The organism is Sphingobium ummariense RL-3, from assembly GCF_000447205.1.
Classification (GTDB): Bacteria; Pseudomonadota; Alphaproteobacteria; order Sphingomonadales; family Sphingomonadaceae; genus Sphingobium; species Sphingobium ummariense.
In genome coordinates this window covers 224,044-249,857 of record NZ_AUWY01000120.1, presented here as the reverse complement: position 1 = coordinate 249,857, position 25,814 = coordinate 224,044, and the positions used below count along the sequence as shown (strand labels likewise).

The following is a 25,814-nucleotide window of genomic DNA, read 5'->3' as shown; positions in this document are numbered from 1 at the left end:
TTCACGGAAAAGGCCGGCGGCTCCATCGAGCCACCGGCCTTTCCACCCCCTATTTGTCTGTCGGCGAAGCGTCAGGCGACCTTGGCCGCAACCTGCTCCGCATCTTCCGGATCGCGCAGCACATAGCCGCGCCCCCAGACGGTCTCGATATAATTGTCCCCGCCGCAAGCCAGCGCCAGCTTCTTGCGCAGCTTGCAGATGAAGACGTCGATGATCTTGAGTTCGGGCTCGTCCATGCCGCCATAGAGATGGTTCAGGAACATCTCCTTGGTCAGCGTCGTGCCCTTGCGGAGCGACAGCAGCTCCAGCATCGCATATTCCTTGCCGGTCAGGTGGACGCGGTTGCCGTCCACTTCCACGGTCTTGGCGTCCAGGTTCACGGCCAGCTTGCCGGTGCGGATGACCGACTGCGAATGGCCCTTGGACCGGCGCACCACCGCATGGATACGGGCGATCAGTTCCTCGCGATGGAAGGGCTTGGTCACATAATCGTCAGCGCCGAAGCCGAAGGAGCGGACCTTGCTGTCCATCTCCGAAATGCCCGACAGGATCAGCACCGGGGTCTGCACCTTCGCCGCGCGCAGCTTCTTCAGCACGTCATAGCCATGCATATCGGGCAGGTTCAGGTCCAGGCAGATGATGTCGTAATCATACAGCTTGCCGAGATCGAGGCCTTCCTCGCCCAGGTCGGTCGTATAGACATTGAACCCCTCGGTCGTGAGCATCAGCTCGATCGCCTTGGCGGTGGTCGGTTCGTCTTCGATAAGCAGCACGCGCATTGGGAAGCCCCTTCACCCGTAAGCAGGTCCGTTCACCCCCACAGAACGGCACCGGCTGTAATTCATTAACCAAAAAACTTCTGAAGGACAAAGGTTAATTTTTCGCTAACCGGCAGGAATCCGCGAGTCGTTGGAAAACGAATCTGTTTACAAAGAGTTGCAGCCGAAACATTCCGCGGTGAGTCAATAAGGATTCACCTGCGAAACGAGCGGCGGCGGCAGGCCTCAGCAGCCGTGATGCCGCGTCAGATAATCCAGCAGCGCGTCGACCCGCGCCGGCCGCAGCCGGGACGGCGGCGTCACCAGGTGGATGCCGAAGGGCGGCGGCCGCCAGTCGGTCAATATTTCCTCCAGCTCCCCGGATGCGATCCCCTCCCCGACGATGAAGTCGGGCAGCCGGGCGATGCCCACGCCGGTCCGCAGGGCGGGCAACATTGCTTCCCCGCTGTTGACGGTGATGCGCGATCGCACCTGCACCACGACATTCTGCTGCCCCGGACCGGAAAAGCGCCAGACGTCGGGCTGCGGGACGTTGGAATAGCACAGGCAATCATGCGCGCCGAGGTCGGAGGGATGGCTGGGCCGCCCGCGCGCGTCCAGATAGCCGGGCGAGGCGACGACATGCAGCATCACGTCCGCCAGCCGCCGCGCGCGGAGCGAGCTGTCGGGCATGTCGGCGATGCGAATGGTCGCATCCAGCCCCATTTCGACGATGTCGATCCGCGCGTCCGACAGATGCAGGTCCACGTCCACCAGCGGATGCATCTTGGTGAATTCCGCCACCAGCGGGGCGACGCGCAGCAGGCCGAAGGTCATCGGCGCGCCCAGCCGCACCGTGCCGGATAGCTCCGCCGTCTCGTCGCGCGCCGCCTCTTCGGCCGCCTGCCCTTCAGCCAGGATGCGCGCGGCATGATCCGCCAGCCTGCGCCCGCTTTCCGTCAGGGCAAGACGCCGGCTGGTGCGATTGAACAGGCTGGTGTCGAGATGCTCCTCCAGCCGGGTCACGGCCTTCGATACGGTTGCCTTCGAAAGGCTGAGCGCCTTGGCCGCATCGGTGAAGCTGCGATGCTCCACCACGGCCGCGAACATCGCCCAGGCCTCGAAATCCGGTAGTCTCATGGGAAACAATCCGTTTCAATGCTGCCTATTTCTGAAACGATCCTGATCGCTAGATTGGCGGAAAGCAAGCCGGAACCGTTCCGGCATCCGAACCGAAAGGCACAGGACATGAGCACGACCACCGCGAGCAGCATCGAGCGCCGCCCCTTTGCGTCGCTCGGCCATGCCGACCATGGCTGGCTGAACGCGCGCCATCATTTCTCCTTCGCGGACTATCACGATCCCGCCCGCATGCACTGGGGCGCCATCCGGGTGTGGAACGACGATGAAATCGGTCCTCGCTCGGGCTTCCCGCCGCACCCGCATGCCGACATGGAGATCGTCACCTATGTCCGCACCGGCGCGATCACCCACCAGGACAGCCTGGGCAACAAGGGCCGCACCGAAGCGGGCGACGTGCAGGTGATGAGCGCCGGCACCGGCATCCGCCACGCCGAATATAATCTGGAGGACGAGAAGACCACGCTCTTCCAGATCTGGATCATGCCCCGGGCGCGGGGCGGGTCCCCAAGCTGGGGCGCCAAGCCGTTCCCGAAGGACGCCCGCTCCGGCAAGCTGGCTGTTCTGGCCAGCGGCTATGAGGAGGACCGCGAAGCGCTGCGCATCCGCGCTGACGCCCGGCTGCTCGGCGGCACTGTCAAGGCAGGCGACAGCGTGACATACGAAACCACGCCCGGCCGTCACCTCTACCTGGTCCCGGCAACGGGCCGGATCGAGATCGACGGCGAAGCCTTCGAGGCGCGGGACGGCGCCGCGATCGTCGCCGGCGGCCCGATCACGATAAAGGCCATCGAGGACGCGGAAATCGTCCTGGTGGACAGCATTTAGGCCCGCCCCCTTAGGGCCTGAAGGCCGCCCGCGCCCCTCCCCCTCCCTTGCGCGGGCGGCCACCCCATCAAACCCAAGACAACCCTTTTGAACTGTGAGGAGACAGGCAATGGCTAAGGTTCTGGTTCTCTATTATTCGTCCTACGGTCATATCGAAACGATGGCGAAGGCCGTCGCGGAGGGCGCCGCATCGGCCGGCGCCCAGGTCGACATCAAGCGCGTGCCCGAAACGGCCCCGCTCGAAGTCGCCAGGAACGCGCATTTCAAGCTCGACCAGGAAGCCCCGGTCGCGGCCGTCGCGGACCTTGCGGACTATGACGCGATCATCGTCGGCACCGGCACGCGCTTCGGCCGCATGTCCAGCCAGATGGCGGCCTTCCTCGACCAGGCCGGCGGCCTGTGGGCGCGCGGCGCGCTGAACGGCAAGGTCGGCGGCGCCTTCACGTCCACCGCGACCCAGCATGGCGGCCAGGAAACCACGCTCTTCTCGATCATTACCAACCTGCTGCACTTCGGCATGGTGATCGTCGGCCTCGACTATGGCCATGCCGGCCAGATGGGGCATGAGGATGTCGTCGGCGGCGCGCCCTATGGCGCCACCACCATCGCCGGCGGCGACGGCAGCCGCCAGCCGAGCGAGGTCGATCTGGACGGCGCCCGCTACCAGGGCCGCCGCATCGCGGAAACCGCGATCAAGCTGCACGGCTGATCGCATCGCGTGGCGTCTTAGCCATGCTGTCGGGCCTTTGGGTCGCACCAGGCACGACACGGAAAGGACCGGCGCAGGACTGCGCGCCGGTCCTTTCTTCTGTGGGAGGAAAAAGCGCGGCCGATCAGGGAACTTGCGGCCTTGCCTAGCCCCCAGCCGGATCGAAGGACAATGGTTCGATCAGATCCCATGGATTGCCATAAATATCCTCGAAGACAGCGACTTTCCCATAGGCCTCCGTCCTCGGCTGCTCCCGGAACCTCACTCCAGCGGCCACATAGCGAGCATGGTCGCGATCAAAGTCGTCCGTTTCCAGGAACAGGAAAACACGGCCGCCGCCCTGGGCGCCCACGGCGGCGACCTGAGGCTCGCCCACCGCCTTGGCAAGGAGCAGGGAGGTTTCGCCCCCCTTTGGGCCAACGACGACCCAACGTTTCTCGGGAGACAAGCGTGTATCCTCCCTGAGCTCGAAACCCAGCTGGCCGACGTAGAAGGCGATCGCCTCGTCATAGTCCCTCACCAGGAGAGCCAGCAGCGATAATCGCTGGCGGATTGCCATGCCTCCGGGCATCATTGGTGCTCAGCCCGGTTCCGGGAACCCGCCTGCTCGATGAAATCGCGCAGCAGTGCGGGCATCGCCTTGGTCGCCACCAGCGACGGATCATCGCTTCGAAGGTCCAGGTAAATGGCGATGGACGCTTCGATCGCCTCCTTCACGGATGACGCGTCGTGCCGGGCAACCGTGGCGGCCAGCCTGTTTTGCGCATCCAGCCCCATGGCTTCGAGACGCCTCACGCCCCGCTGGTTCAGACCGGCGCGGCGATAAAGCAATGGGCCCAGGACCTGCTCACGGAAGAAACCGAGCATGCTGATCGCTTCATAGAGTTCGCCGCGGGCGAATTTGGTGGCCGCGTAGTGCAGCCATATCCAGGCGCGTGCCTCGAACCATTCGGAAGGAAGGTTCGGCCAGTTCACCTCCGCTGCGAGCATCCGCGTCTCCATCGCAGCCGGTTCCCGCGCGAACAGGACTGCGCGCCGTTCGATGGACTGGTCGAGATCGGCGGCCAGAACGAACTTCAGATCGACATGCAGAAGCGGTGGACCATAGAGGCAGATCAGAAGGCGGGGTTCTCCGACATGCTCGCCGGTGAATGCCGTGATGAAATCGGGCAGCGCCCTGGCGAAATCCATGCGCGAAGACATCACCTCGCCATAATTTTCCCCGTTTACGACGATCACGAAATCCAGGTCGGAATGCTCGTCCAATCCGCCGTGGATATAGGAACCGCCGATCAGGAGGGCGCTCAACCGGTCATCGGCTTCGACCGCATCTCGGACGCGCTCCAGGAAGATTGCATGGGTTCGGGGAAGTGTGCTGGGCATGTTCATTCTCCTGGCCAGCACGCCAGAATACAACAAGGGGAGCCGCTATGGCAACTCGCTCCAAAAAATTGCCCGCGCATGTCACATCCGCTCGCCCCGTCTCGTCATGCGTGCAGACCCCTGAAGGAAAGGACCTGCATCATGAACGACACCATCGACCCCTACGCCGCCGCGCCGCAGCTGATGAAGAGCTGGACCGCGCTTGGCACCGCCATCGGCGAAAGCCTGGAACCCAGCCTGATCGAACTGGTCAAGATCCGCGCCTCGCAGATCAACGGCTGCGCCAACTGCATCAACATGCACACATACGAAGCACGCCAGAAGGGCGAGACCGAACAGCGCATCTACCTGCTTTCCGCCTGGCGGGAGGCGCCCTGCTACACCGATCGCGAGCGCGCCGCGCTGGCCTGGACCGAAGCCTTGACGCAGATCGCGCAAGGGCACACCCATGAAGCGGCCAAGGAAGCGCTGAACTGGGAGTTCACCGAGGAGGAGCAGGTGAAGCTGACGCTGATGATCAACATCATCAACGGCTGGAACCGGATCGCGGTGGGCTTCGGCCTCTGGTACGACATGCCGATGAAGGCGGCCGCCTGATGGCGCCGGGGACGCAGCCGGACGCGGCGGCGAGCTTCGACCCGCTGCGTCCCCGCCTGATCCGCGTCGCCTATCGCATGCTGGGATCGGTCACCGATGCCGAGGATGTGGTGCAGGACGCCTTCCTGCGCTGGCTGGGCACCGACCGGACGGCGGTGCGGGAGCCGGAGGCCTTCCTGCGCCGCACGGTCACGCGGCTCTGCCTCGACCAGATCAAGTCGGCCCGGCACCGGCGCGAAACCTATGTCGGCCCCTGGCTGCCCGAGCCGATGATCGGCGGGGAGGACGAGGAAGAGGACGACGTCACCCTGCCACTGATGCTGGCGCTTGAACGCCTCTCGCCGCTGGAACGCGCCGCCTTCCTCCTCCACGACGTCTTCGGCGTCGGGTTCGACGAGGTGGCGACCACGGTCGATCGCGACCCTGCCGCCTGCCGCCAGCTCGCCGCCCGGGCTCGGGCGCATGTGCGCGAGGCGCGGCCCCGCTACCGGCTGGAAAAGGCGCGCGGGCTGGAGATCGCCGGCGCCTTCTTCGCCGCCTCGCGCAGCGGCGACATGACCGCGCTCGGCGCCATGCTGAAGGCCGATGTCAGCCTGCACAGCGACGGCGGCGGCAAGCGTTCCGCGACGATCCGCCCGGCATTGGGCCATGCGCAGGTCATGCAGCTGCACCGGGCGCTGGCTGTGCTGTTCGGCAAATACGGATCGACGCTGGTACGCACCTGCCTCATCAACGGCCTGCCCGGCTTCGTCACGCGCGAGGCGGACGGCGAGCTGCAGACGACCGCGCTCGATATCGAGGACGGCCGCGTCGCCGCCATCTACATCATGCGCAACCCCGACAAGCTGCGTCACCTGCACTGAGCGCTAGAGGAAAATCCGCCGCAGCACCGCCGACCGGCGGATCAGCCGGTCGATCCCGAACGGGACGATCAGCGCCACCGGCAGCAGCAGCCATGCCGCCATATGCGGCCGCAGATAGTGGACGAAGGCGACGTGCAGGTACATGACGACCAGCGACGCCTGCCCCAGCGCGGCAAGGATGCGCGTCGCGGGCGCGATCCGCGCCGAAATCCGGCACAGCAGCAACGACGTGGCGACCGCCGCCCCGATCGACAGCAGCGGCCAGCCATAATCGCCCGCCTTCATGTTGAGCGTCGGCAGCAGCCCGGCCAGCGCCGCGCCAGAGAGCAGCAGGATCGGAACCCACATCCACCCGCGCCATGAGATGCGGCTCCATGCCGTCCCCGCCCATAGCAGGCAGAAAGCCATGGGAACGCTCAGCGACCCCAGCACCGACACATGCCGCGCCCATGGCGGCAGCGCATAGGCGAGCGCCAGCATGGCGATCACCACCCCGCCCCAACGCCGGTCCAGCGGATCGGGCCAGCGCGCCTGAACCGCGTTGAACAGGATGCGCGCCACCATCAGGCAGGGCACGAACCAGAAGATCGTATAGGGCCCGCGCAGCCACGTCCCACCCAGCAGGATGGGCAGCAGGTCGTCGGGCCATTGATGGAAAATCGGCCGGTTGCCCCTTAGCGGCTCGATGATCTGGTCCGCCGCGATCAGCAGCGCCAGGAAGGCGGCATAGGGCCGCATCTGCCCCGCCACCTGCCGTCGCGCGAAGGCCAGCACTGGCCGGGGTTGCGCCAGCATCCCCGACAACAGGAAGAAAAGCGGCATGTGGAAGCTGTAGATGGCGTCGCGCAACGGCCCGCGCGTCCACACATGACCGGCCACCACCGCGACGATGCCGATGCCGCGCGCGACGTCGATCCAGTCCAGCCGCCCAGCCGCCGGGCTCCACTGGAACCCCTGTCCATCGTCCGCCGTCGATCGGCCCCTGTTCTCCATGGCCGTCCCGCCCTATAGGATGCGTCGCCCGCGTCAATCGCTCCCTTCCTGCCTATCGGATACCCGCCTTGTCCTTGCTCAACGATCAGGTTCTCTTCATCGACGCCGAGGCAATCATCCTCGACAAGCCCGCCGGCCTGCCGGTCGACGCCCCACGCGACGGATCGCTGGCGCTGGAAAATTATCTTTCCTCCCTCACCTTCGGCTTCCAGCGCTGGCCGTTGCCGGTGCACCGGCTCGACCGCGACACCAGCGGCTGCCTGCTCCTCGCCCGCCATCCCAAGGCCCACAAGCGCTATGCCGCCGCTTTCGAAGCCGGGACCGTGACCAAGCGCTACGTCGCGGTGGTCGATGGCGTGCCGGAACGGGATGAGGGCGTGATCGAGCTGTCCCTGAAGAAGATCAGCACCGCCGCGAAGGGCTGGCGGATGATCCCGGCGAAAGAAGGCAAGGTGGCGGTGACGGAATGGCGCAAGGTCGCAGAGAAGGACGGCCGCGCCCTCATCGCCTTCACCCCCCGCACCGGGCGCACCCACCAGATCCGCGTCCACGCCCAGCATGGGCTCGGCTTCGGCATCGTCGGCGATCCGGTCTACGGTCAGGGCGGCGGCGCGATGCTGCTGCACAGCCGCTTTCTCAGCATGCCGCGCGGGACCAAGCCCCCCGCAGAAGCCACCGCCCCCCTGCCCGCGACCTTCGCCGCGGCGGGCTTTGCGCCGCAGCTGCTCGACGATGCCGGGCTTTGAGATACCGGAGGACGCGCTGGAGGAGCGCTTCGTCACCGGCGGCGGTCCCGGCGGGCAGAATGTCAACAAGGTCGCAACCGCCGTGCAGCTGCGCGTCGACCTCTTCCGGCTCGGCCTGCCGCCCTATGCCTATCGCAAGCTCAAGGAGCTGGCGGGGTCGCGCCTCACCTCCGCCAACGAGATCCTGATCCAGGCCAACCGCTTCCGCACGCAGGAGGCGAACCGCCAGGACGCGCGCGAGCGGCTGGCGGAGATGATCGAGAAGGCCCACCAGCGCGACCCCCGCCGCATCGCCACCAAGCCCGGCAAGGCCGCCAAGGCCCGCCGCGTCGACGCCAAGAAGGCGCGCAGCTCGGTCAAGGCCGGGCGCGGAAAGGTCAGGATGGATTGAGGCGGCGCGCCCCTCGCGGAAGATGGTAAAGCATTTCTTAGCATTCGTCGGCTAGGCCGTTCCCATCGGCAGGGAGGCGGCTTTCTTGGACCATCGTCATCGCATGCGGACGGAGCGCCATGGCTGACCTGGCGCTGCCCCTGTGGCCTTCTCGCGCGCCCTCGGATCTCCAGCGCGACCTGCTGCCGCTGCTGTGCTGGACCGCGCTGGCGATCGGCTTGGCCTGCCGTCTTTTGGCTGGGATCGATGCACCGCTCTGGCTCGACGAGACCTTTTCCGCGGCCATCGCTAGCCAGCAGAGCCTGCACGGCCTCGTTCGCTGGATGCTCACGGAACTGAGCGGACCGACCTATTATTCCCTGCTGTACCTGTGGGAAAAGATCGTCGGCAACGGCAATGTGGCGCTGCGCCTGCCCAGCCTCGCCATGTCCATCGCCACGCCCCTGCTGATCCTGTGGCGCGGGCATCCGGACCGGCAGGTGCGGATAATCTGGGCCGCAGTGACGGCCCTGTCGGTCATCGGCTTCGATTCGGCAACGCAGGCGCGGCCCTATGCGCTGCTGTTCCTACTCTCCACCGTGCAGGCCATCGCCTTCGTGCGCCTGATGGACAGCCCGCGCACCGCCACCGCCCTGCTCTGGACCGCCATCTCGGCCCTGATGGTACTCACCCACTATCATGCCGCCGTCATCTGCGGGCTGCAGGGCATCGCCTATCTCGCGGTGTGCCGCTCCCGCGCCCTGCGGACATGGCCTGCACTTCTGCCGCTGCTGCCGATGGTGCTGTGGATGGCCTGGCACCTGCCCTTCATTTTCAGCTATTCCGGCACGGACGCGGTCTGGTACGGCACGCTCGGCCTTGATGCCCTGTGGCTCATCCCGTCGCTGCTCACTGGCCTCACCTGGCCGGGCGTGATCCTCCTCGCCGCCATGCTGGGGAGCTTCGTCTTCGACATGATCGCTGCGTTTCGGGGCCGAGATCGCTGGCCCTACAGTGCGGGCGAAACCGCGCTGGTCGCCAGCGGGATGCTCGCCATCGCCATCGTGATGGGCATCGGCTTCCTCATACCCTCCTTCACCGCCCGCTATGTGCTGCCCTATGTTCCGGCGCTGCTGGCCGGCGTCGCGCTTTGGGCCCGGCGCATGGCGAAGCCTGTGCCCATGATCGCGGCGCCGCTGCTCTGCATGATGATCGGTTCCGCGGCGGCGCAACTTGCCGGCTATATCCGCGATCCGCAGGCGGACATCCGCTATGTCTTCAATTTCGAGCAGCCGTCGGCCTGGATCGCGCGGCATGGCGCCGACCGGCTCGTCTTCCTCTGGGACAGTCCGACCGCGGTGCTCGACGATCCCGACGGCCACATCGCATCGGTCGGCGGCTTCTTCCTGCATCGCGCGGGGATCCCCGCGCAGGTCGTCGTGCCGCGCTGGCCGCGAACCGGCGATCCCAACCGGCTGCTGCTGGACGTCGCAGGCAATACCCCGCGCACCGCGATCCTCTGGGCCTATGATGCCAGCGTGCCTCGGACGCGCGGGCGGACCCATCCGTCGCGCATCCAGCAGATCGACGGCGCCTGGGACTGCCGCGACTTCGGCCGCCCGCCCATCGCCGTCATCGCCTGCGTCCGGAGGCACTGAACGACTGGTCAGCGGCGCCCGTGCATCCTACATCTGCGCCATGTTCGATTTCGCCCCCACCACCGACGCCGACAAGGCGACGCTCCACGCCGATCTCCTCTTCGCCGCCGACGCCATTACGCGGGACGAGCCGGATGCCATTGCCAACATGGCCAATGTCGCCGCGCTGATCTGGCAGTATCTGCCCGACCTCAACTGGGCGGGCTTCTACCGGATGGTCGGGGACGAGCTGGTGCTGGGACCGTTCCAGGGCAAGCCCGCCTGCATCCGCATCCCGCTGGGTCGGGGCGTCTGCGGCACGGCGGCGCAGACACGCGAAACCCAGCTGGTGGAGGACGTCCATGCCTTTCCCGGTCACATCGCCTGCGATGCCGCCAGCGCGTCGGAAATCGTGGTACCGGTGGTCCATGACGGCCGGCTGATCGGCGTGCTCGACCTGGACAGCCCGCGCCCGGCCCGCTTCGACGCGGCCGACGCGGCGGGGCTGGAAGCGCTGGTGCAGCGGATCGCCGACCGCCTCGGCTGACCGGATCCGCCCTTGCCCCGTTTCGGGACAGGCTTTTGCGACCGGAAACGTGGAAGGCCGCCGCCCATCATGTTAAACGACCCGTTAATATGTGGCGGGCGCTTGCGCCCGCGTGGGAAGATGGGGAGTTCCAACCATGCGCGTTCGCAGCATCCTGATCGTTGGCGCCGGCATCCTGCTCGCCGGCGCGGGAGCGTCAGAGGTTGTGGCGAAGAGCCCGGCGCCCGGATTTCACGGTTCGCGTCCCGGCGGCATGCATCGTTGGGGGCCGCGCCCCAACGGCCGCTGGTACGCCGGCTGGCGCGCGCCGGGCGGCTGGAACGGCTATCGCCGTCCGGTCCGTGGCTATGTCCTGCCGCGCTACTGGGTCAGCCCGGCCTTCTTCATTCCCAACTACACCGTCTATGGCCTGCCCGCCCCGGCCTATGGCTATGGCTGGTCCCGCTATTATGACGACGCGGTGATGACCGACCGCTACGGCCGGGTCTATGACTATCGCAGCGATATCGATTGGGGCCGCTATGACGGCGGCTATGACGATGGCGATCATGCCGATCGGCGCGATGACGGCGTCGGCGGCGCGGCGATCGGCGCGGTCGTGGGCGGCATCGCGGGCAATCGCATCGCCGGTCGCGGCAACCGTACCGAAGGCACGCTGATCGGCGCAGGCGTTGGCGCCGTGGCGGGCTATGCGATCGACAAGGCGGAGGACGGCCGCCGCCGCGACGCCCCCCCGCCCGATCGGCCCGGCGCGCCCTATGACTATCGCTATGGCGACGACACGGTGACCACGGCGAACGATTATGAAGGACGCTGGACCGGCACCTGGCGCGGGGCCGACGGCAAGAGCTACAGCGGTACCTATGAGGGTCGGTTCGAGGGTACGGCGCAAAGCCGCTACGGCGTCGATTATGACGCACCGCCCTATGAAGGGCCGGCGCACTGGTCCAACGCTCCAGCCCCGGGCGCGCCGATCGTGACGACGACCTATGGGCCGGGTGGCTATGTGGCGGGCGGCTATTATTACCCCGCCCCGGTGGTCACCACCGTCACGGTGCAGCCTGCCGTCACGACTACCACGACGACCACCTATGTCACGGAGAAGGTCGCCTACCGGAAGCCGGTCCGCAAGGTCCGCTCCTGCCGCTGCAAATAGAGCCTCCCGCGCAGGCGATCCGCACCGCCTGCCAGCGCTGAACCCGGAACGGCCGTCCATGCGTTGGGCGGCCGTTCTCATGCAGGGAGGAATGCCCCATGATCCATCATGTCTCCGTCGGCACTAACGATGTCGCGCGGGCACGCGCCTTCTACGACCCGCTGATGGCGCTGCTCGGCTATCGCAGCGTGCGCGACTATCCGCATTCGCTCGATTATGGGGTGACGGACGTGGTGTTCAGCGTCGAAACGCCGGTCGACGGCGCACCCGCCACTCCGGGCAACGGCGTGCACATCTGCTTCCAGGCGGCCGACCGCGATGCCGTCGACGCCTTCCATCGCCTCGCGCTGGAACTGGGCGGCGCCGACGCGGGCGCGCCGGGCCTCCGCCCCGATTATGACGGTCATTATTATGGCGCCTTCGTCCGCGATCCCGACGGCAACAAGATCGAGGCAGTGACCTTCCTCGCCCGCTAGCGTGGTTTTGGCGCGACCATGCCCTACTGCGGCGAAGTCAGCGGCTCAGGGTCTTTGGTTCCGCCATGTCAGGGAACAGCATCGACGCCGGCTGCGGCCGCCCCAACAGGAATCCCTGTCCCACGCTGCAGCCATGGCCGATCAGCAGCGCCGCCTGTCCTTCCGTCTCCACGCCCTCGGCCACCACTTCCAGCCCCAGGCTGGTGCCCAGCTTGACGATCGCGTCCACGATCGCCGCGTCGCCCGCATCCTCCTCGATATGGCTGACGAAACTGCGGTCGATCTTGATGACGTCCACGGGATATTGCTTGAGGTGCGTCAGCGACGCATAGCCGGTGCCGAAATCGTCCAGCGCGATCCGGACGCCCGCGCGTGCGAAGACGTCCAGCGCCCGCTCCACATGATGCGCGCCTCGGCCCAGGAAGACGGTTTCCGTCACCTCGATCTCCAGCCGCTCGGGCGGCAGGTCGCATCGGGCGAGACGTTCGAGAACCCGCTCCGCAAAATCGCCGCACTGGAAATCGGCGGCCGCGGCATTGACCGCGATCCGGCCCGGATCGATCCCGCCGTCCAGCCACCCGCGCAGGTCGGCGGTAACCGCATCGAGCATCCGCCCCGTCAGCGCGGCCGCCAGCTCGCCATCCTCGAACGCCGCAGCGATGCTGGCGGGCGGCAGGATGCCCAGCGACGGATGCCGCCAGCGCAGCAGCGCCTCATAGCCCAGGACCCGTCCGGTCACGAGGTCCACCTTGGGCTGATAATGGGGCACAACCATGTCGCGCGCGACGGCGTCGCGCGCCATATGGATCATCGACGTGCGCCGCTGCGCCTCAGCGCGCAGGGCCGGATGAAACAGCGTCAGCCGCCCGCGTCCCGCCGCCTTCGACGCATAGAGCGCCAGGTCGGCCGCCTTGAGAAGCTCATCCGCCTCCCCGCCATGCTCGCCGAACAGCGCGGCGCCGATGCTGACGCCGCAGGCGAAGCTGCGGCCGTCATGGACATGCGGCTCCCGCATCGCCTCGATCAGCCGCGCCGCGCATTGCTCCAACGCGCTGCGCGTCGCCAGCGATGGCGCAATCAGCCCGAATTCGTCACCGCCCAGCCGCCCAATGAGCGCGTCGGTCGGCACGACATTGCGCAGCCGCGCGACGAACTCGCCCAGCAGCGCATCGCCGGCATCATGGCCCAGCGCGTCGTTGGTACGCTTCAGGTCGTCGATGTCGAGCAGCATCAGGCCGAAGCCTTGCCGGTCCGCCCGCGCCTGTCGCGCCATCGCCTCCAGGCCTTCCTGCCAGAAGGTGCGGTTGGGGATGCGAGTCATCGGGTCGTGCGTCGCCGCCCAGCGGATCCGCACCTCCGCCTCCCGCTCCTCCGTCACGTCAAGGAAGGTGACGATCAGGCGCAGGGGTCGTTCCCCGTCGAGCCGGCTGCTCCACCCCGTGCTGCGGATCCAGCGCAGGCGGCCGTCATCGGCGCGATGGATGCGCAACGTCGCCTCGAAATGTGGCGGCAAGCTGTTGCAGGCCACGGCGCTCATCATCCCCTGCAACTCCGCGCGATCGTCCGGATGGACCAGGCTGAGGGCGAGTTCGGAGGTCGCCGGCACATCGTCGGCCAAGCCCAGCATGGCGCGCAGTTCGGGCGACCATGTGCGTACGCCCGTTACGGCGTCGAAATCCCATATGCCCAGCTGCGCCGACTGCACCGCCAGGCGGAATCGCTCCTCGCTCTCGCTCAGCGCCTGCTGCGCCAGCCGCTGGGCATGCACATCCTCCAGCGAACCGTACCAGCGGATGATCGCCCCGCGATCGTCGCGCCGCGCCGCTGCCCGCGCCCTCATCCAGCGATAGCTGCCGTCCTTCAGGCGCACGCGATAATCGACGTCGACCGGCAGGCCGGACTGGAGATGGTCGGCCCAGATGCCGGACACCCGCTCCGCGTCGTCGGGGTGCAGCGAATCCATCCAGCCGACGCCCAGCGCCGCGTCCGTATCGATGCCCGTCAACGCGGCCCAGCGCGGTCCCACCTCCTCGATCGCACCATCCGGCCCCGCCGTCCAGGGAACCTGCGGGTTCAGCTCCACCGACGCGCGATAATGCTGCCGGCTTTCGCGCAGCGCCGCTTCCAGCGCGTCCAGCTCCGGGTCGCTGCGGTCGTGTATGTCCTCGACCGTGCCGTACCAGCGGTGGCTTCCCCTCGCCGCCGCCACCCGCACCATCCGCACCAGGCACCATCGCACGCTGCCGTCGGTGCAGTGCATCCGCACCGGCACCGGTGCTGGACGGGGCGATCCCGCGGCCGCCTTTGCCAACGTCCGGCGATCGGCTGGCTCCACAACGGCCCGCCAGCCATGGTCCATCGGGTCCGATTCGACCCGTCCGGCAAAGCCAGAAGATTCGACGTCGCGCGCCAGGATGCGCCCGCGCTCGTCGGCGACGAAGCGCATGACCGGCGGCGACACCTGCGTGAAGATCGGCGAAAACAGCAGGTCGTTACGCAGGAAGACGCGTTCGTCGCCGGGCCCCGCATCCAGCGTTGCCAGATCGAAACCGGCAAAACGACGCTCAGGGAAGCGGTCCATCGCACGCTCCCGGCTGCTTGTTGATCCCTTGACCCATGCCGGAACTTTAGCGTAAAATGTTAAACAAGCCTTTCCGAAAAATATCCGATCGTCCGGCTATTTGCGGAAAATGCCGGCCAACTCGACCGGCAACGGCGGCTCGTCGCGCGGCACGGCGCCGCGGATCGCCTGCACCCGCTCCTCGGGATCGAAGCGGACCCAGCCCGACCGGCTCAGCTTCTCCAGCGGGCGGTAGCGCACCTTGTACTGCATGCGCTGCGACCCATCGATCCAGTAGCCCAGATAGACATAGGGCAGACCCGCCTTCGCCGCGCGCAGGATGTGATCCATGATGATGAAGTTGCCCAGCCCCTTGCGGTGCTCCAGCGTCGTGTCGAAGAAGCTGTAGATCATCGACAGCCCGTCACCCTGCCGGTCGGTCAGGCAGGCGCCGACAAGCTTGCCGACGCGGCCGTCGACGCCGGGTTCGCGATATTCGACGACATGGCTGTCGACCGGGGTCTGTTCGACCATGTCGGCGAAATCCATCTCGTCCATCTCGGTCATGCCGCCGCCCGGATGGCGGGCGTGCAGGTAACGCTGCAGCAGCGCATATTGCTCCTCGGTCGACCAGGGCTTGCAGGCGGTGACGACCAGGTCCTCGTTCCGGCGCAGCAGCTTGCGCTGGGTGGCGTTGGGCCGGAACTCCTCGGCGACGACGCGCACCGAAACGCAGGCGGAACAATCCGCACAACTCGGCCGGTAGGCGACATTCTGGCTGCGGCGAAAGCCGATCCGTCCCAGGGCGTCGTTCAGCTCCGACGCATTGTCGCCGGACAGCTCGGTGAAAACCTTGCGCTCGCTCCGCCCGGGCAGATAGGGGCAGGGCGTCGGGTTGGTCACGAAGAACCGCGGAAAGCGGAAAGGTGCGGTCACGCTCCGGTCTCCATGGCAGCTCCTTGCGGGGGACGAGTCATGCCCGGACTATGCCCCCCGCAGGCGACCATGAAAAGGCCGTTTACCACGAAAAGTTAACGCCTGGTGACTCTGTCAGGCCACCTCGATCGGCGCGACCTCGTAACCCGCCTCGCGCAGCGCGTCGATCAGCCGCTGCAGGTGCGCGCGGTCCCGCGTCTCGCACTCGACGTCGAGGCTGAGACCCTTGGCCGGCAGGTTGGTGAAGATGCGCTGGTGCGACAGTTCCAGGATGTTGACCGCCTCCTGGTCGAAGATGCGGGCGACATGGAACAGCGCGCCCGGCCGGTCCTGCAGGATGATGCGCAGCCGCGCCAGCCGTCCCGACCGGGCCAGGTCGCGCAGCAGCACGTTGGCGAGCAACCGGGTGTCGATATTGCCGCCGGTCAATACCAGCCCGACACTGCGGCCGGCGAACTGGTCGCGATGCTTCAGCAACGCGGCCAGGCCAGCGGCGCCGGCGCCTTCTACCACCGTCTTCTCGATCTGCAGCAGCAGGCTGAGCGACTCCTCCAGCCGCCGTTCGCCGACCAGCAGGATGTCGTCCACCACCCGCTCGACGAAGCGGCGGGTCAGCTCGCCTGGCTGCTTGACCGCGATGCCCTCGGCCAGCGTGTCGCCGTCGCAGGCCAGCTCGGCATGCTTGATATAGTCGTACATCGACGGATAGAGCTCCGCCTGCACGCCCACGATACGGATATCGGGCTTCATCGCCCGCGCCGCCGTCGCCATGCCCGAAATCAGGCCGCCGCCGCCGATCGGCACGATCAGCGTGTCGATCTCCGGCGCGTCCTCCAGCATCTCCAGCGCGACCGTGCCCTGCCCCGCGATGATGTCCGGCTCGTCGAAGGGATGGACGAAGGTCAATCCCTGCTCCTTCTCCAGCACGCGGGCATGGGCCGACGCGTCGTCGAACTTCTCGCCGTGCAGCACGACCGTCGCGCCATGGCCCTGGGTCTGGGTAACCTTCACCGTCGGCGTGGTCTTGGGCATGACGATGGTCACCGGCACCCCCAGCCGCCGACCGTGATAGGCCAGGCCCTGCGCATGGTTGCCGGCCGACGCGGCGATCACGCCCTTGGCCTTCGCGGTCTCGTCCAGCGTCAGCAGCCGGTTGAGCGCGCCGCGCTCCTTGTAGGCGGCGGTGAACTGCAGATTCTCGAACTTCAGGAACACGCGGCAGCCCGCCATTTCGGACAGCGTCTGGCTGATCAGCGTCGGCGTACGCACGATGGCGCCGGCGATGCGGCCCCGCGCCGCGAGGATGTCATCGACGGAAACAGGCAGCGGCAGCGCGCCTTCGATCTTGGCCAGCGTGTTCATGGGCGACCCCCTAACGGAAAATTGCGGCGGAAGAAACTGGCCCTTGCCGAAAAGCCGCTTTATGGCGGGGGCGGACGCATACATCATTGCGGGGCATATGGCACATATCGCATTTATCGGCCTGGGCGTCATGGGCGGCCCGATGGCGGGGCACCTGGCGAAGGCCGGGCATCGGCTGACCGTATTCAACCGGTCCATCGGCAAGGCGAAGAGCTGGGCCGAGGCTTATGGCGGCGAGGTGGCGATCACTCCCGCCAAGGCGGCCGAAGAGGCCGATATCGTCATCAGCTGCGTCGGCAATGACGACGACCTGTCCCAGATCACGCTGGGCCGGGAGGGCGCCTTCCGCACGATGCGGCCGGGCAGCCTGTTCATCGACCACACCACCGTCTCCGCCCGGATCGCCCGCCAGCTTTTCGTGGAGGGCGAAAGCCTCGGGCTGCACTGCGTCGATGCTCCCGTCTCGGGCGGGCAGGCCGGCGCGGAGAATGGCCGCCTCTCGATCATGTGCGGCGCGACGGAGCCAGCCTTCGCCGCCGCCCAGATCGTCATGCAGGCCTATGCCGCGCGGATCATCCATGTCGGCGGCGCCGGCGCGGGCCAGACCACGAAGATGGTGAACCAGATCTGCATCGCCGGCGTGCTCCAGGGCGTGTCGGAAGCGCTGCGCTTCGCGCAGGCGGCGGACCTCGACCTCGACAAGGTGTTCGAAGCGATCTCCGGCGGCGCGGCGCAGAGCTGGCAGATGGAAAACCGCTGGAAGACGATGGCGCAGGACCGGTTCGATTTCGGCTTCGCCGTGGACTGGATGCGCAAGGATCTGGGTCTCGCGCTCGAAGAAGCGCGAGCGAACGGCGCGACCCTGCCGATGACGGCGCTGGTCGACCAATTCTACGCCGACGTGCAGGCGATGGGCGGCAACCGGCAGGACACCAGCTCCCTGGTACGGCGAATCACGCGGGCATGAACTTTTTCCCACGTCCGTTCGGGCTGAGCCCGTCGAAGCCCTCCATTGAGCGCAGCGAAGTGCCTCACTTTGTTCGACAAAACATTTCGACCGCGCGCAGGGCGAAGGGATTGAGCTGGGCATTGCTCATCGCCCTCCTCCCCACCCCCGCGCTCGCGTCCGGCGTGGTCGACAATGTCAACGGCATCGCGCTCGACGCGAACGGCCATGTCGTTCGCTTCAAGGCCCTGCTGATCGACGATGAAGGCAAGGTCGAAAAGCTGCTCCCGGGTCGTTACGAAGAGCCGCCGCCTCCACCCCGCAAGAAGCGCAAGAAGAATGAGCCAGAGCCGCCGAGCCCCAAGCGCCTCGACTTCAAGCTCGATGCCGGCGGCAAGACGTTGATCCCCGGACTGATCGACGCGCACGGCCATGTCATGGGCCTTGGCCTGTCGCTCATCACGCTCGACCTTTCCGGCACCCGCTCGCTGGAGGAGGCGCAGGCGAAGATCCGCGCCTATGCGCAGGCCAATTCGGGCCTCAAATGGATCATCGGCACCGGCTGGAACCAGGAACAATGGGGCCTCGGCCGCTTCCCCACGGCCGCCGACTTGGACGCAGCGGTCGCCGACGTCCCGGTCTGGCTGGAACGGGTGGACGGCCATGCCGGCTGGGCCAACAGCGCCGCCATCCGCGCGGCGGGCGTCACCGCCGCGACGAAAGCGCCGCCGGGCGGCAGGGTCGAGATGGCGGGCGGCAGGCCGGCGGGCGTCTTCGTCGACAAGGCGATGGAGCTCGTCCAGAAGGTCGTGCCGCCGCCCGCCCCCAAGGACCGCGACATCGCGCTGGAAAGGGCGCAGCGCGCGCTGCTCGCGACCGGCATCACCGCCATCGCCGACATGGGCACCAGCATGGAGGACTGGCAGGCCTTCCGCCGCTCGGCCGACCGCGGCGCGCTGCGCGTGCGGATCATGTCCTACGCCTATGGCCTCGACAATATGGTGACGATCGCCGGGCCGGAACCGACCCCCTGGCTCTATGACGACCATCTGCGCATGGGCGGGATCAAGCTGCTGCTCGATGGCGCGCTCGGTTCGCGCGGGGCGTGGCTGAAGGCCGACTATGCCGATGCGCCGGGCCAGCGCGGCCTGCCGATGATCCCCGCGACGCAGCTGCGCAACATCATGAGCCGCGCGGCGATGGACAATTTCCAGGTCGCCGTCCACGCGATCGGCGACGCCGCCAACAGCGAGCTGCTGGACGCCATTACGGAACTGTCGGAAACCTACAAGGGCGACCGCCGCTGGCGCATCGAACATGCCCAGATCGTCGATCCCGTCGACCTGCCCCGCTTCGCCCAGTTCGGTATCGTCGCCTCGATGCAGCCGGTGCACGAGGCGTCGGACTGGCGCATGGCGACCGCTCGCCTCGGTGAGGCGCGGCTGAAGGGCGCCTATGCCTGGAAGGCGATGCTCGACAACCGCGTCCCGCTCGCCTTCGGGTCCGACGTGCCGGTGGAAAGCCCCAACCCCTTCCCCGGCTTCGCCGTGGCGATGAGCCGCCAGGACGCGAAGGGGGAACCCGCCGGCGGCTGGATGCCGGACCAGCGCGTGACGTTCGAGGCGGCGCTGGACGGCTTCACCCGGCAGGCGGCCTATGCGGGTTTTGCCGAAAAGCGTTTCGGCAGCCTCGTCCCCGGCCAGCGCGCCGACTTCCTGCTGATCGACCGCGACATCTCCACCGCGTCCCCGACGGACATCCGCGCAACGCAGGTTCTCGAAACCTGGATCGGCGGCAAGCGGGTCTATGTGAAGGGGCCGTAATCTACTGTTTCCGTTCGCCCTGAGCGAAGTCGAAGGGCACTGCTGAGGCGAAGCCGAAGCACTTGGCTCAGGACGAACGGAAACCTACAGCACCCCGCCCGCCGCGTTCATCGCGTCGTCGAAGGTCTCGGGCAGCGGCGGCAGCACCGGCTTGTCGCAGTCCGCCTCCTTCATATAGGCGCGCAGCGTGTCCATGCGCCCCAGGTTCCACCGCGCCAGCGGCACGCCCAGCGGGCGGAACTCGGCGCGGTCGAACAGCTCCACCACATAGGTGGCGCACAGCTGGTCCACCTGCTCCAGGGTCAGCATGCCCAGGTTCATGACCATCGGCTTGCCCGGCACGCCGTTGCGGCCGCGGACGAGATCGGTGACGTAGAGCCCGCCGCGCGGATCGACCAGCACGACGTCGGCCCGCGACGCGTCGATCATCCGGTGGCTCGCGGCATAGGGCTCGACGAAGGCGTGGGTCCGCCAGATCAGATATCCGCCCATGACGGCGGTGATCCCGATCGCCAGCAGCACCGGCCGCATCGCGCCGGCCGGCCGGAACCGCACCCAGCCAAGGCCTGCCAGCAGGCAGAACGGCCCGATGAAGCCATGGGCATAGCGGAACCCCCAGCCATAGCCCTGCGCCAGCGCCAGCGCGCATCCCGCGACGCAGCCCAGCGCCAGCGGCAGCGCGATCTCCCGCCCCCGGATCGCCTCGCGCCAGCGCATCGCCGCGATGCCAAGCGCGGCCAGCGGCACCATCACTATGTCGTTCCAGGCGATGAAGCGGCTGAGATTCACCAGCGGCTGCCAGCGGTCGCCCAGCCGCTGGAACAGGCTCCCCACCTTGTCCGCCACGCCGGCGGAGGGCCGCACGTCGCTCGGCGGACCGAGCATGTGCACCAGGAACCCCGGCCACAGCTTGGCCCACACGACGACGATGGCGACCAGCGTCAGCGCGTGGAAGGCCGCCGCCGTCCACCTCCGCGCCAGCAGCATCCACAGGATGAAGGGCGCGATGAAGATCGGCGGGAAATGCCACTGGTGCAGCCCCGCCGCGACGATCGCCACCGCCCCCGCCGCCAGATGGCCCACCACGCCGCCGCGCAGCACCAGCGCCAGCCACACCATGTTGAGCGCGAAATGCCCGGTCATGGCGTAGGGCGTCATCGCCGTGACGAACAGCTGCGTCGACGACAGGCCCAGCAGCATCGTCACCCACACGGCGTCCGGCCGCTCCGGGAACAGGTGCAGCGCCACCCGCCACAGCGCGAACAGCCCGATCGCGAACAGCGCCGGCCCGGCCAGGTTGGGATCGCCCAGCCGCCAGAACAGCGCCTGGATCGCGCTGTTCACCGGCAGATAGGCCGCAGTCCAATAGTCCGCCGCGCCGAAGGGAGAGAAGAATTCGGGCATGATCGCCCGCCGGTACGGTTCCCATTCGGGCGGGATCGGCCGGGCGAACAGCCCCTCGCGCATATAGGCGGCGGCAAAGCGCGCCACCTCCTCGTCGCGGGATATCGCATAGTCCTGGAACAGCGCATAATGGCCGGCCCAGGCGACCAGCGCGAACAGCAGGATCAGCGGCACGATGATCCGCGCGCGCGGTGCCCTCAGGGCAAAGCCCCGCCCCTCGGCGAACGGCGCCGCCAGCGCCAGCAGCAGCAGCCCGATCAGCAGCGCGGGGAAATCCTGGTCCAGGAACAGGATCACCGCCAGCGTCAGTCCCTGCCGGTAGGTCACATGCCACAGGAAGGTCGCGCCCAGCCACAGCGTCAGCCCGATCGCACCCGCCAGGAACAGGCGGCGGGCGTCCACATATCGGGCCAGCCTTTCCATCACCGCGCCTGCGGCAGGACGGCGCCGTTCACGAAGATGCCGTCCATCTCGACCAGCAGCGGGAAATGCCCCTTGTTGTTGGCGAAGAAGGCGCTGGGCTCGAACCCGCGCGCCGCCAGCCAGTCGATCATCGCGCGATAGGTCGTGCCGCCCTCATAGATCGGCCGCACGCCCAGCTCGGTCTGCACCCCCGTCATCTTCGTCAATGCGTCGCCCGCGCCCTCGCACACCGACAGGTCGTGGCCCTGCGTGTCCATCTTGAGGAAGGGCCGCGCGAAGCCGTGCGTCGCGACCAGCTCGGGCAGCAGGCCGTCGATCCTCCGGCACTGCATCTCCACCGTCCGGGTGACAAGGTTGCGCTCGGCGAAGATCGCGTCCTGCCCGGCGGACGGGGCCTTCAGGGAACTGAACTGGTCGGCCGCCATGATGTTGAAGCTGGCCGTCCCGTCGAAGTCCGACAACGCCATGTTGAACGCATGCCATTTCGGGTCACGCGCGGCATGGCGCGACAGCTCGGCAAAGACGTCGGGGTTGGGCTCGAAGGACAGGATCGTGCCGGCAAAGCCCGCATCCCTGCGCAGCATCGTCGCATATTGCCCGCGATTGGCCCCGACATCGAGCACGCAGTCGACCGCAAAGCCGCTCAGGAACCGCCGCAGCGCCTGGATCTCGGGATATTGATGCACGCGGCCTCCCAGGGCGAGGCGCAGCGCCAGCCGCCGGTCGGCCAGTTCGCGGAGATAGCGGTTCATGCGCGCGCGGCCGCTACGCGGCGGTAGATGTCGATCGTGGCCAGCGCCATGTCCTTCCAGTTTCCCATATCCTCGCCATAGGCCCTTGCCGGCGCGCCCATGGCCTGCCTGACGGCTGGGCTTTCTAGGGCGCGGGACAGGGCTTGCGCAAGCGCGGGCACGTTGCCGACGGGCGCGCGCTCCGCCACGCCCTCGGGCAGCGCCGCGAACATGCCCGCGCTGGAAGTCACCATCGCCTTGCCATGATGCAGCGCCGACAGGAACGCCCCGCTCGAATCGATATGGCGATAGGGAAAGACCAGCACGTCCGCCTTCGCCATATGCGCGTCCAGCCGCTCCTCCGTCAGGAATCCGAAGTCGGTCAGCAGCCGGTCGCCATGGCCGGCGGCGGCAATCCGCTCCACCAGCGGCGCCACATCCATGAAGGGCTTGCCCGCCAGCGCCAGCTCGAAATCCAGCCCGTCCTGCCAGAGCCGCAGGCACGCCTCCACCAGCAGGTCGACGCCCTTGTACGGCCGGATCGTGCCGAAGAAGAGCAGGCGCGGCGCTTTGGCGTCAGGCACCGCCGCCAGCTCCGCCGCCCCGGCCGTCGCCAGCCGCATCGGCGGATGCGGCGTCACATGGATCCGCTCGGCCGCCACGCCCTGCGCCAGCAGCGCCGCGCGGGTCGTCTCGCCATGCACGACCAGCGCGTCGAACCGGTCGAGCAACGCGCGATATCCCCGCCCCTGCACGCCCGCATCAGCATGATAGGCGTCGGCATTGTGGACGGTATGGACCAGCGCCGCCCGCCCCTTCAGCCGCCGCAGCAGCAGCGCATCGGCGGGCGCCAGCGGCAGCCACTGCATGTGCACCACCTCCGCATCCGCCAGCCCCTTCAGGCTCCCCAGCGCGCAGGTCGCGCCATATTCGGCGGCCTTGAGCAGGCGGAACGCGCGCCCCTCCCCCAGCCTTTCGCGCAGCGCCTCGCTGCGCCGGAAGAAGCGCGGCGCATAGCCATAGCCCTGCGGCACGATCGCATCGGTCGCCCGCATCGGCCGCCCCAGCAACGTCACCTCCGCCCCCGCCCCGACCATCGCGGCGCACAGACTGTCGTCATAGCGCCCGGTGAAGAGCGACGGATCGACCATGGCGACCTTCATCCCCGCGCCAGCCTCCGCAGCAGGACCAGATGCAGCCCCGCCGCGACAAGCAGGGTCAGCGCATAGAGCGCGAGGAAGGCGATATCGAAGCGTCCCGGCCACAGCGTCCAGGCGACCGGCACCGACAGCAGCGATCCCGCCAGCAGCGGCAGCGAACGGGACAGCAGCAGCCGGAAATGCCCCAGCGCGCCCTGCACATAGACCGACACGCACACCAGCGCGAGCGCCAGCAGCGCCACGCCGGTCAGCATCAGGTCCATCTCCCCGATCGCCGCCTTCCCGTCGAACAGCACGTGGAACAGCGGCTTCCCTCCCAGCATCAGCGCGACCGCCAGCGCCAGCGCGAACAGCAACGCCGCCCCGCCCGCGCGCAGCAGCAGCTGGCGCAACCGCGCGGTCTCGCCTGCATGATAGGCGCGGGTGATGCGCGGCAGCGCCGCCTCCACCATCGCCCGCACCAGCATGGACAGCGCCCGCGACATCTTGAAGAAGAAGTCGAACAGCAGCATCGGCCGCGCGTCGTGGGTCGCCATGGCGATGGTGAAATAGGGCGCGTTATAGGCGACGATGTCCGACACGGTGAAGGCGGCCGACGCCCCGACGTCGCGCAGATAATGACGCCACACATGCCCGCCGCCGACGCGGAAGGCCAGCCAGTGCCGCCCCTCCATCCCCAGCCGCCGGTGCACATGGCCGATGGCATAGCCGATCACCGCAATGCTGACCGCCAGTTGCAGCGCGACCGACAGGCGCGGGTCGAGCCCCGCCAGGATCGCCGCCAGCAGCCCGATGGTGAACAGCCGCCGCAGGCAGTCCAGCGCCTCCCACAGGAAATTGCCGTCCACCGCCGCCAGCGCCCGCTTGGCGAGCAGCGCCGGCAGGTTGAGGCAGGCGGACAGGAAGAAGAGCAGGAACAGCAGCGGCATCTGCGTCGAAAGGGCGCCCGCCGCCAGCGCGACCAGCAGCACCAGCGTCCCACCCGCGATCAGCAGCGCCAGGAACAGGAACAGCACTCCCATCTCCTCCGGCCGGAATCCCCCCTCCTCCGCCTCGCCGCCCAGCCAGCGCCGCCGCAACCGCGCATAGATGATGCTGGTCAGGCCGAATTCCGCCGAGATGGTGAAGTTGCCGAAGGCGACGAGCAGCAGGAAGGCGCGGAATTCCGCGATCGGCAGCACGCGCACGAACACATATGTGACGGCGAAGCCCCAGATCAGCACCAGCCCCACATTGGCGAGCTTGACGAGGGCAAGGATGCGGGCGGAACCCTCCATCCGCGCCAGCGCGGTCATGCGGGCCTTCGGGCGCGGAACAGCCGGTCGTCCAGCGCGTGGAAATGGCGGATGTCGGGGTCGATCGACGCCGCGTCGATCTCCTCCAGCTCGAAACCCGCCGCGCGGATGCGGTCGGCGAAATCCGGGCCATATTGCCGCACATGGTCCCACTGGCCGAAACGGCGCTCCCGCTCGCGCGGGGGAATGGCGAAGCTGCCGTCCTCGGTGGGCTTCTCCCACAGCGGCACGATCAGCCAGGCCTCGCCGCCCGGCTTCAGCGCCGCGAAGATGTTGCGCAGCACCGCATGGTCGTCGGGCACATGCTCCATCACATGGCTGGCGTAGAACAGGTCGTACCGCCCCGACGCCTCCAGCTCCATCAGGTCCATGCGCCGGACCCCCGGCACCGGGTAGCGCGACGGGTCCAGGTCGGCGGGTACATAGTCGCGCGCGGCGGAAAAGCGGCGGACCAGGCTTCCTTCATTGGGCGCCATGTGCAGGATCGCGCCGTCCACCGGCACCGCCAACCGGCCCGCATCGATCAGCCAGTTCATCAGCCGCTCGCGCGGCGACGCGCCGCATTCGGGGCAGCCCCATTCCGGATTGTCGCCATAGCGGAAGAAGCCCACCACGGTGCGCCCGCAGGCCGGGCACCCCCGGTTGGCGCGCGCGCCCAGCGCCTTGCGGACCTTCAGCGCGGTCCGGGTCAGATGCTTGCCGGCGGCCTTCGCCACCCGCTGGAGGGTAATCACATATGTCTCCGCAAGAGGACAGGCCCCGGCCTATACAAGATCGGCGGCATTTGGCGAGAGGCCGCGTCCACCAGCCGGCGCATCGAACGTCGGGACACCGCCAGGAACGGACGGGAGATTCATCGTCACCGCGGACTTGATCCGGGGTCCCGCTGCCTTTGGATGGGAGATCAACAGGGTGGCAATTATCCGTCATCCCAGCGAAAGCTGGGATCCCACTTTTCTTTCGTAGCTCCG

Annotated in this window: 25 protein-coding genes; 12 read left to right on the top strand and 13 right to left on the bottom strand. The window is 67.7% G+C overall.

Annotated elements, in window-relative coordinates:
• Positions 1-71: 71 nt before the first annotated feature.
• Both ctrA and M529_RS43970 read right to left on the bottom strand, forming a co-directional pair.
• A complete protein-coding gene (ctrA, locus tag M529_RS43975; RefSeq protein WP_021319599.1) occupies positions 72-779 on the bottom strand; it encodes a response regulator transcription factor CtrA in 708 nt (235 codons plus the stop codon).
• Positions 780-1,004: 225 nt separating this feature from the next.
• Positions 1,005-1,898, bottom strand: a complete 894-nt coding sequence (locus M529_RS43970) for a LysR family transcriptional regulator (RefSeq protein ID WP_021319598.1) — start codon at positions 1,896-1,898, stop codon at positions 1,005-1,007.
• A 108-nt stretch (positions 1,899-2,006) separates the two neighbouring features.
• Between M529_RS43970 and M529_RS43965 the strand changes: the two genes are divergently transcribed.
• Together M529_RS43965 and wrbA are read left to right on the top strand one after the other, a co-directional pair.
• Positions 2,007-2,726 (top strand): pirin family protein, encoded by a 720-nt coding sequence (locus M529_RS43965; RefSeq protein WP_021319597.1) that lies wholly within the window; start codon positions 2,007-2,009, stop codon positions 2,724-2,726.
• Between the two features lie 109 nt (positions 2,727-2,835).
• Positions 2,836-3,435: an NAD(P)H:quinone oxidoreductase gene (gene wrbA, locus M529_RS43960; protein WP_021319596.1), complete on the top strand. Its 600-nt coding sequence runs from the start codon at positions 2,836-2,838 to the stop codon at positions 3,433-3,435.
• Positions 3,436-3,580: 145 nt separating this feature from the next.
• Here the strand turns inward: wrbA and M529_RS43955 are convergent, their stop codons facing one another.
• Both M529_RS43955 and M529_RS43950 read right to left on the bottom strand, forming a co-directional pair.
• The gene (locus M529_RS43955; RefSeq protein WP_236617726.1) at positions 3,581-3,994 is read right to left on the bottom strand and encodes a VOC family protein; all 414 of its coding nucleotides are present in this window, start codon (positions 3,992-3,994) and stop codon (positions 3,581-3,583) included.
• An 11-nt stretch (positions 3,995-4,005) separates the two neighbouring features.
• Entirely contained in the window at positions 4,006-4,818 is an 813-nt protein-coding gene (locus M529_RS43950; protein WP_031295482.1) for a nucleotidyltransferase family protein, read from the bottom strand.
• A 141-nt stretch (positions 4,819-4,959) separates the two neighbouring features.
• On the opposite strand from M529_RS43950, the gene M529_RS43945 reads away from it, so the two are divergent.
• Together M529_RS43945 and M529_RS43940 are read left to right on the top strand one after the other, a co-directional pair.
• A complete protein-coding gene (locus tag M529_RS43945) occupies positions 4,960-5,415 on the top strand; it encodes a carboxymuconolactone decarboxylase family protein (RefSeq protein ID WP_021319593.1) in 456 nt (151 codons plus the stop codon).
• Entirely contained in the window at positions 5,415-6,278 is an 864-nt protein-coding gene (locus M529_RS43940; RefSeq protein WP_021319592.1) for a sigma-70 family RNA polymerase sigma factor, read from the top strand. The genes M529_RS43945 and M529_RS43940 overlap by 1 nt, the downstream gene beginning before the upstream one ends.
• 3 nt (positions 6,279-6,281) lie before the next feature.
• On the opposite strand, the gene M529_RS43935 is transcribed toward M529_RS43940, so the two are convergent.
• Positions 6,282-7,271, bottom strand: a complete 990-nt coding sequence (locus M529_RS43935) for an acyltransferase family protein (RefSeq protein ID WP_021319591.1) — start codon at positions 7,269-7,271, stop codon at positions 6,282-6,284.
• Between the two features lie 68 nt (positions 7,272-7,339).
• On the opposite strand from M529_RS43935, the gene M529_RS43930 reads away from it, so the two are divergent.
• The 6 genes from M529_RS43930 to M529_RS43905 all read left to right on the top strand — a co-directional run bounded on the left by M529_RS43930 (position 7,340) and on the right by M529_RS43905 (position 12,203).
• Positions 7,340-8,017, top strand: coding sequence for an RluA family pseudouridine synthase (locus M529_RS43930; protein WP_021319590.1), 678 nt, complete (start codon positions 7,340-7,342; stop codon positions 8,015-8,017).
• On the top strand, positions 8,004-8,408 hold the full coding sequence (arfB, locus tag M529_RS43925) for an alternative ribosome rescue aminoacyl-tRNA hydrolase ArfB (RefSeq protein ID WP_021319589.1): 405 nt from the start codon (positions 8,004-8,006) through the stop codon (positions 8,406-8,408). The genes M529_RS43930 and arfB overlap by 14 nt, the downstream gene beginning before the upstream one ends.
• Positions 8,409-8,527: 119 nt before the next feature.
• The gene (locus tag M529_RS43920) at positions 8,528-10,045 is read left to right on the top strand and encodes a hypothetical protein (RefSeq protein ID WP_021319588.1); all 1,518 of its coding nucleotides are present in this window, start codon (positions 8,528-8,530) and stop codon (positions 10,043-10,045) included.
• 40 nt (positions 10,046-10,085) lie between these two features.
• Entirely contained in the window at positions 10,086-10,571 is a 486-nt protein-coding gene (locus M529_RS43915; RefSeq protein ID WP_021319587.1) for a GAF domain-containing protein, read from the top strand.
• Between the two features lie 136 nt (positions 10,572-10,707).
• On the top strand, positions 10,708-11,727 hold the full coding sequence (locus M529_RS43910; protein ID WP_021319586.1) for a glycine zipper 2TM domain-containing protein: 1,020 nt from the start codon (positions 10,708-10,710) through the stop codon (positions 11,725-11,727).
• A gap of 98 nt (positions 11,728-11,825) precedes the next feature.
• Positions 11,826-12,203: a VOC family protein gene (locus tag M529_RS43905; RefSeq protein WP_021319585.1), complete on the top strand. Its 378-nt coding sequence runs from the start codon at positions 11,826-11,828 to the stop codon at positions 12,201-12,203.
• 37 nt (positions 12,204-12,240) lie between these two features.
• Here the strand turns inward: M529_RS43905 and M529_RS43900 are convergent, their stop codons facing one another.
• The 3 genes from M529_RS43900 to M529_RS43890 form a co-directional block, all read right to left on the bottom strand.
• Entirely contained in the window at positions 12,241-14,784 is a 2,544-nt protein-coding gene (locus tag M529_RS43900) for a sensor domain-containing protein (RefSeq protein WP_021319584.1), read from the bottom strand.
• 96 nt (positions 14,785-14,880) lie between these two features.
• Positions 14,881-15,699, bottom strand: coding sequence for an arginyltransferase (locus M529_RS43895; RefSeq protein ID WP_021319583.1), 819 nt, complete (start codon positions 15,697-15,699; stop codon positions 14,881-14,883).
• A 114-nt stretch (positions 15,700-15,813) separates the two neighbouring features.
• Positions 15,814-17,061, bottom strand: a complete 1,248-nt coding sequence (locus M529_RS43890) for a threonine ammonia-lyase (RefSeq protein ID WP_021319582.1) — start codon at positions 17,059-17,061, stop codon at positions 15,814-15,816.
• A 97-nt stretch (positions 17,062-17,158) separates the two neighbouring features.
• On the opposite strand from M529_RS43890, the gene M529_RS43885 reads away from it, so the two are divergent.
• Together M529_RS43885 and M529_RS43880 are read left to right on the top strand one after the other, a co-directional pair.
• Positions 17,159-18,028 (top strand): NAD(P)-dependent oxidoreductase, encoded by an 870-nt coding sequence (locus tag M529_RS43885; protein ID WP_031295480.1) that lies wholly within the window; start codon positions 17,159-17,161, stop codon positions 18,026-18,028.
• Between the two features lie 122 nt (positions 18,029-18,150).
• Positions 18,151-19,830, top strand: coding sequence for an amidohydrolase (locus tag M529_RS43880; RefSeq protein ID WP_021319580.1), 1,680 nt, complete (start codon positions 18,151-18,153; stop codon positions 19,828-19,830).
• Positions 19,831-19,914: 84 nt separating this feature from the next.
• Here M529_RS43880 and M529_RS43875 read toward each other — a convergent pair whose 3' ends face one another.
• From M529_RS43875 to M529_RS43855, 5 genes are read right to left on the bottom strand one after another with little or no spacing between them, the layout of a single operon-like run.
• Positions 19,915-21,657, bottom strand: a complete 1,743-nt coding sequence (locus M529_RS43875) for a hypothetical protein (protein WP_021319579.1) — start codon at positions 21,655-21,657, stop codon at positions 19,915-19,917.
• Positions 21,657-22,409 (bottom strand): FkbM family methyltransferase, encoded by a 753-nt coding sequence (locus tag M529_RS43870; protein WP_021319578.1) that lies wholly within the window; start codon positions 22,407-22,409, stop codon positions 21,657-21,659. The genes M529_RS43875 and M529_RS43870 overlap by 1 nt, the downstream gene beginning before the upstream one ends.
• Positions 22,406-23,551, bottom strand: coding sequence for a glycosyltransferase family 4 protein (locus M529_RS43865; protein ID WP_021319577.1), 1,146 nt, complete (start codon positions 23,549-23,551; stop codon positions 22,406-22,408). The genes M529_RS43870 and M529_RS43865 overlap by 4 nt, the downstream gene beginning before the upstream one ends.
• Entirely contained in the window at positions 23,548-24,843 is a 1,296-nt protein-coding gene (locus M529_RS43860; RefSeq protein WP_021319576.1) for a hypothetical protein, read from the bottom strand. The genes M529_RS43865 and M529_RS43860 overlap by 4 nt, the downstream gene beginning before the upstream one ends.
• Positions 24,840-25,577: a class I SAM-dependent methyltransferase gene (locus M529_RS43855; RefSeq protein ID WP_031295478.1), complete on the bottom strand. Its 738-nt coding sequence runs from the start codon at positions 25,575-25,577 to the stop codon at positions 24,840-24,842. Before M529_RS43855 ends, M529_RS43860 begins: the two co-directional genes overlap by 4 nt.
• Positions 25,578-25,814: the final 237 nt, after the last annotated feature.

Excerpts from the sequence above, each read along its gene's own strand:
- ctrA (WP_021319599.1), bottom strand. The coding sequence starts at position 779 with ATGCGCGTGCTGCTTATCGAAGACGAACCGACCACCGCCAAGGCGATC.
- M529_RS43970 (WP_021319598.1), bottom strand. The coding sequence starts at position 1,898 with ATGAGACTACCGGATTTCGAGGCCTGGGCGATGTTCGCGGCCGTGGTG.
- M529_RS43965 (WP_021319597.1), top strand. The coding sequence starts at position 2,007 with ATGAGCACGACCACCGCGAGCAGCATCGAGCGCCGCCCCTTTGCGTCG.
- wrbA (WP_021319596.1), top strand. The coding sequence starts at position 2,836 with ATGGCTAAGGTTCTGGTTCTCTATTATTCGTCCTACGGTCATATCGAA.
- M529_RS43955 (WP_236617726.1), bottom strand. The coding sequence starts at position 3,994 with ATGGCAATCCGCCAGCGATTATCGCTGCTGGCTCTCCTGGTGAGGGAC.
- M529_RS43950 (WP_031295482.1), bottom strand. The coding sequence starts at position 4,818 with ATGCCCAGCACACTTCCCCGAACCCATGCAATCTTCCTGGAGCGCGTC.
- M529_RS43945 (WP_021319593.1), top strand. The coding sequence starts at position 4,960 with ATGAACGACACCATCGACCCCTACGCCGCCGCGCCGCAGCTGATGAAG.
- M529_RS43940 (WP_021319592.1), top strand. The coding sequence starts at position 5,415 with ATGGCGCCGGGGACGCAGCCGGACGCGGCGGCGAGCTTCGACCCGCTG.
- M529_RS43935 (WP_021319591.1), bottom strand. The coding sequence starts at position 7,271 with ATGGAGAACAGGGGCCGATCGACGGCGGACGATGGACAGGGGTTCCAG.
- arfB (WP_021319589.1), top strand. The coding sequence starts at position 8,004 with ATGCCGGGCTTTGAGATACCGGAGGACGCGCTGGAGGAGCGCTTCGTC.
- M529_RS43920 (WP_021319588.1), top strand. The coding sequence starts at position 8,528 with ATGGCTGACCTGGCGCTGCCCCTGTGGCCTTCTCGCGCGCCCTCGGAT.
- M529_RS43915 (WP_021319587.1), top strand. The coding sequence starts at position 10,086 with ATGTTCGATTTCGCCCCCACCACCGACGCCGACAAGGCGACGCTCCAC.
- M529_RS43910 (WP_021319586.1), top strand. The coding sequence starts at position 10,708 with ATGCGCGTTCGCAGCATCCTGATCGTTGGCGCCGGCATCCTGCTCGCC.
- M529_RS43905 (WP_021319585.1), top strand. The coding sequence starts at position 11,826 with ATGATCCATCATGTCTCCGTCGGCACTAACGATGTCGCGCGGGCACGC.
- M529_RS43900 (WP_021319584.1), bottom strand. The coding sequence starts at position 14,784 with ATGGACCGCTTCCCTGAGCGTCGTTTTGCCGGTTTCGATCTGGCAACG.
- M529_RS43890 (WP_021319582.1), bottom strand. The coding sequence starts at position 17,061 with ATGAACACGCTGGCCAAGATCGAAGGCGCGCTGCCGCTGCCTGTTTCC.
- M529_RS43885 (WP_031295480.1), top strand. The coding sequence starts at position 17,159 with ATGGCACATATCGCATTTATCGGCCTGGGCGTCATGGGCGGCCCGATG.
- M529_RS43875 (WP_021319579.1), bottom strand. The coding sequence starts at position 21,657 with ATGGAAAGGCTGGCCCGATATGTGGACGCCCGCCGCCTGTTCCTGGCG.
- M529_RS43870 (WP_021319578.1), bottom strand. The coding sequence starts at position 22,409 with ATGAACCGCTATCTCCGCGAACTGGCCGACCGGCGGCTGGCGCTGCGC.
- M529_RS43865 (WP_021319577.1), bottom strand. The coding sequence starts at position 23,551 with ATGAAGGTCGCCATGGTCGATCCGTCGCTCTTCACCGGGCGCTATGAC.
- M529_RS43860 (WP_021319576.1), bottom strand. The coding sequence starts at position 24,843 with ATGACCGCGCTGGCGCGGATGGAGGGTTCCGCCCGCATCCTTGCCCTC.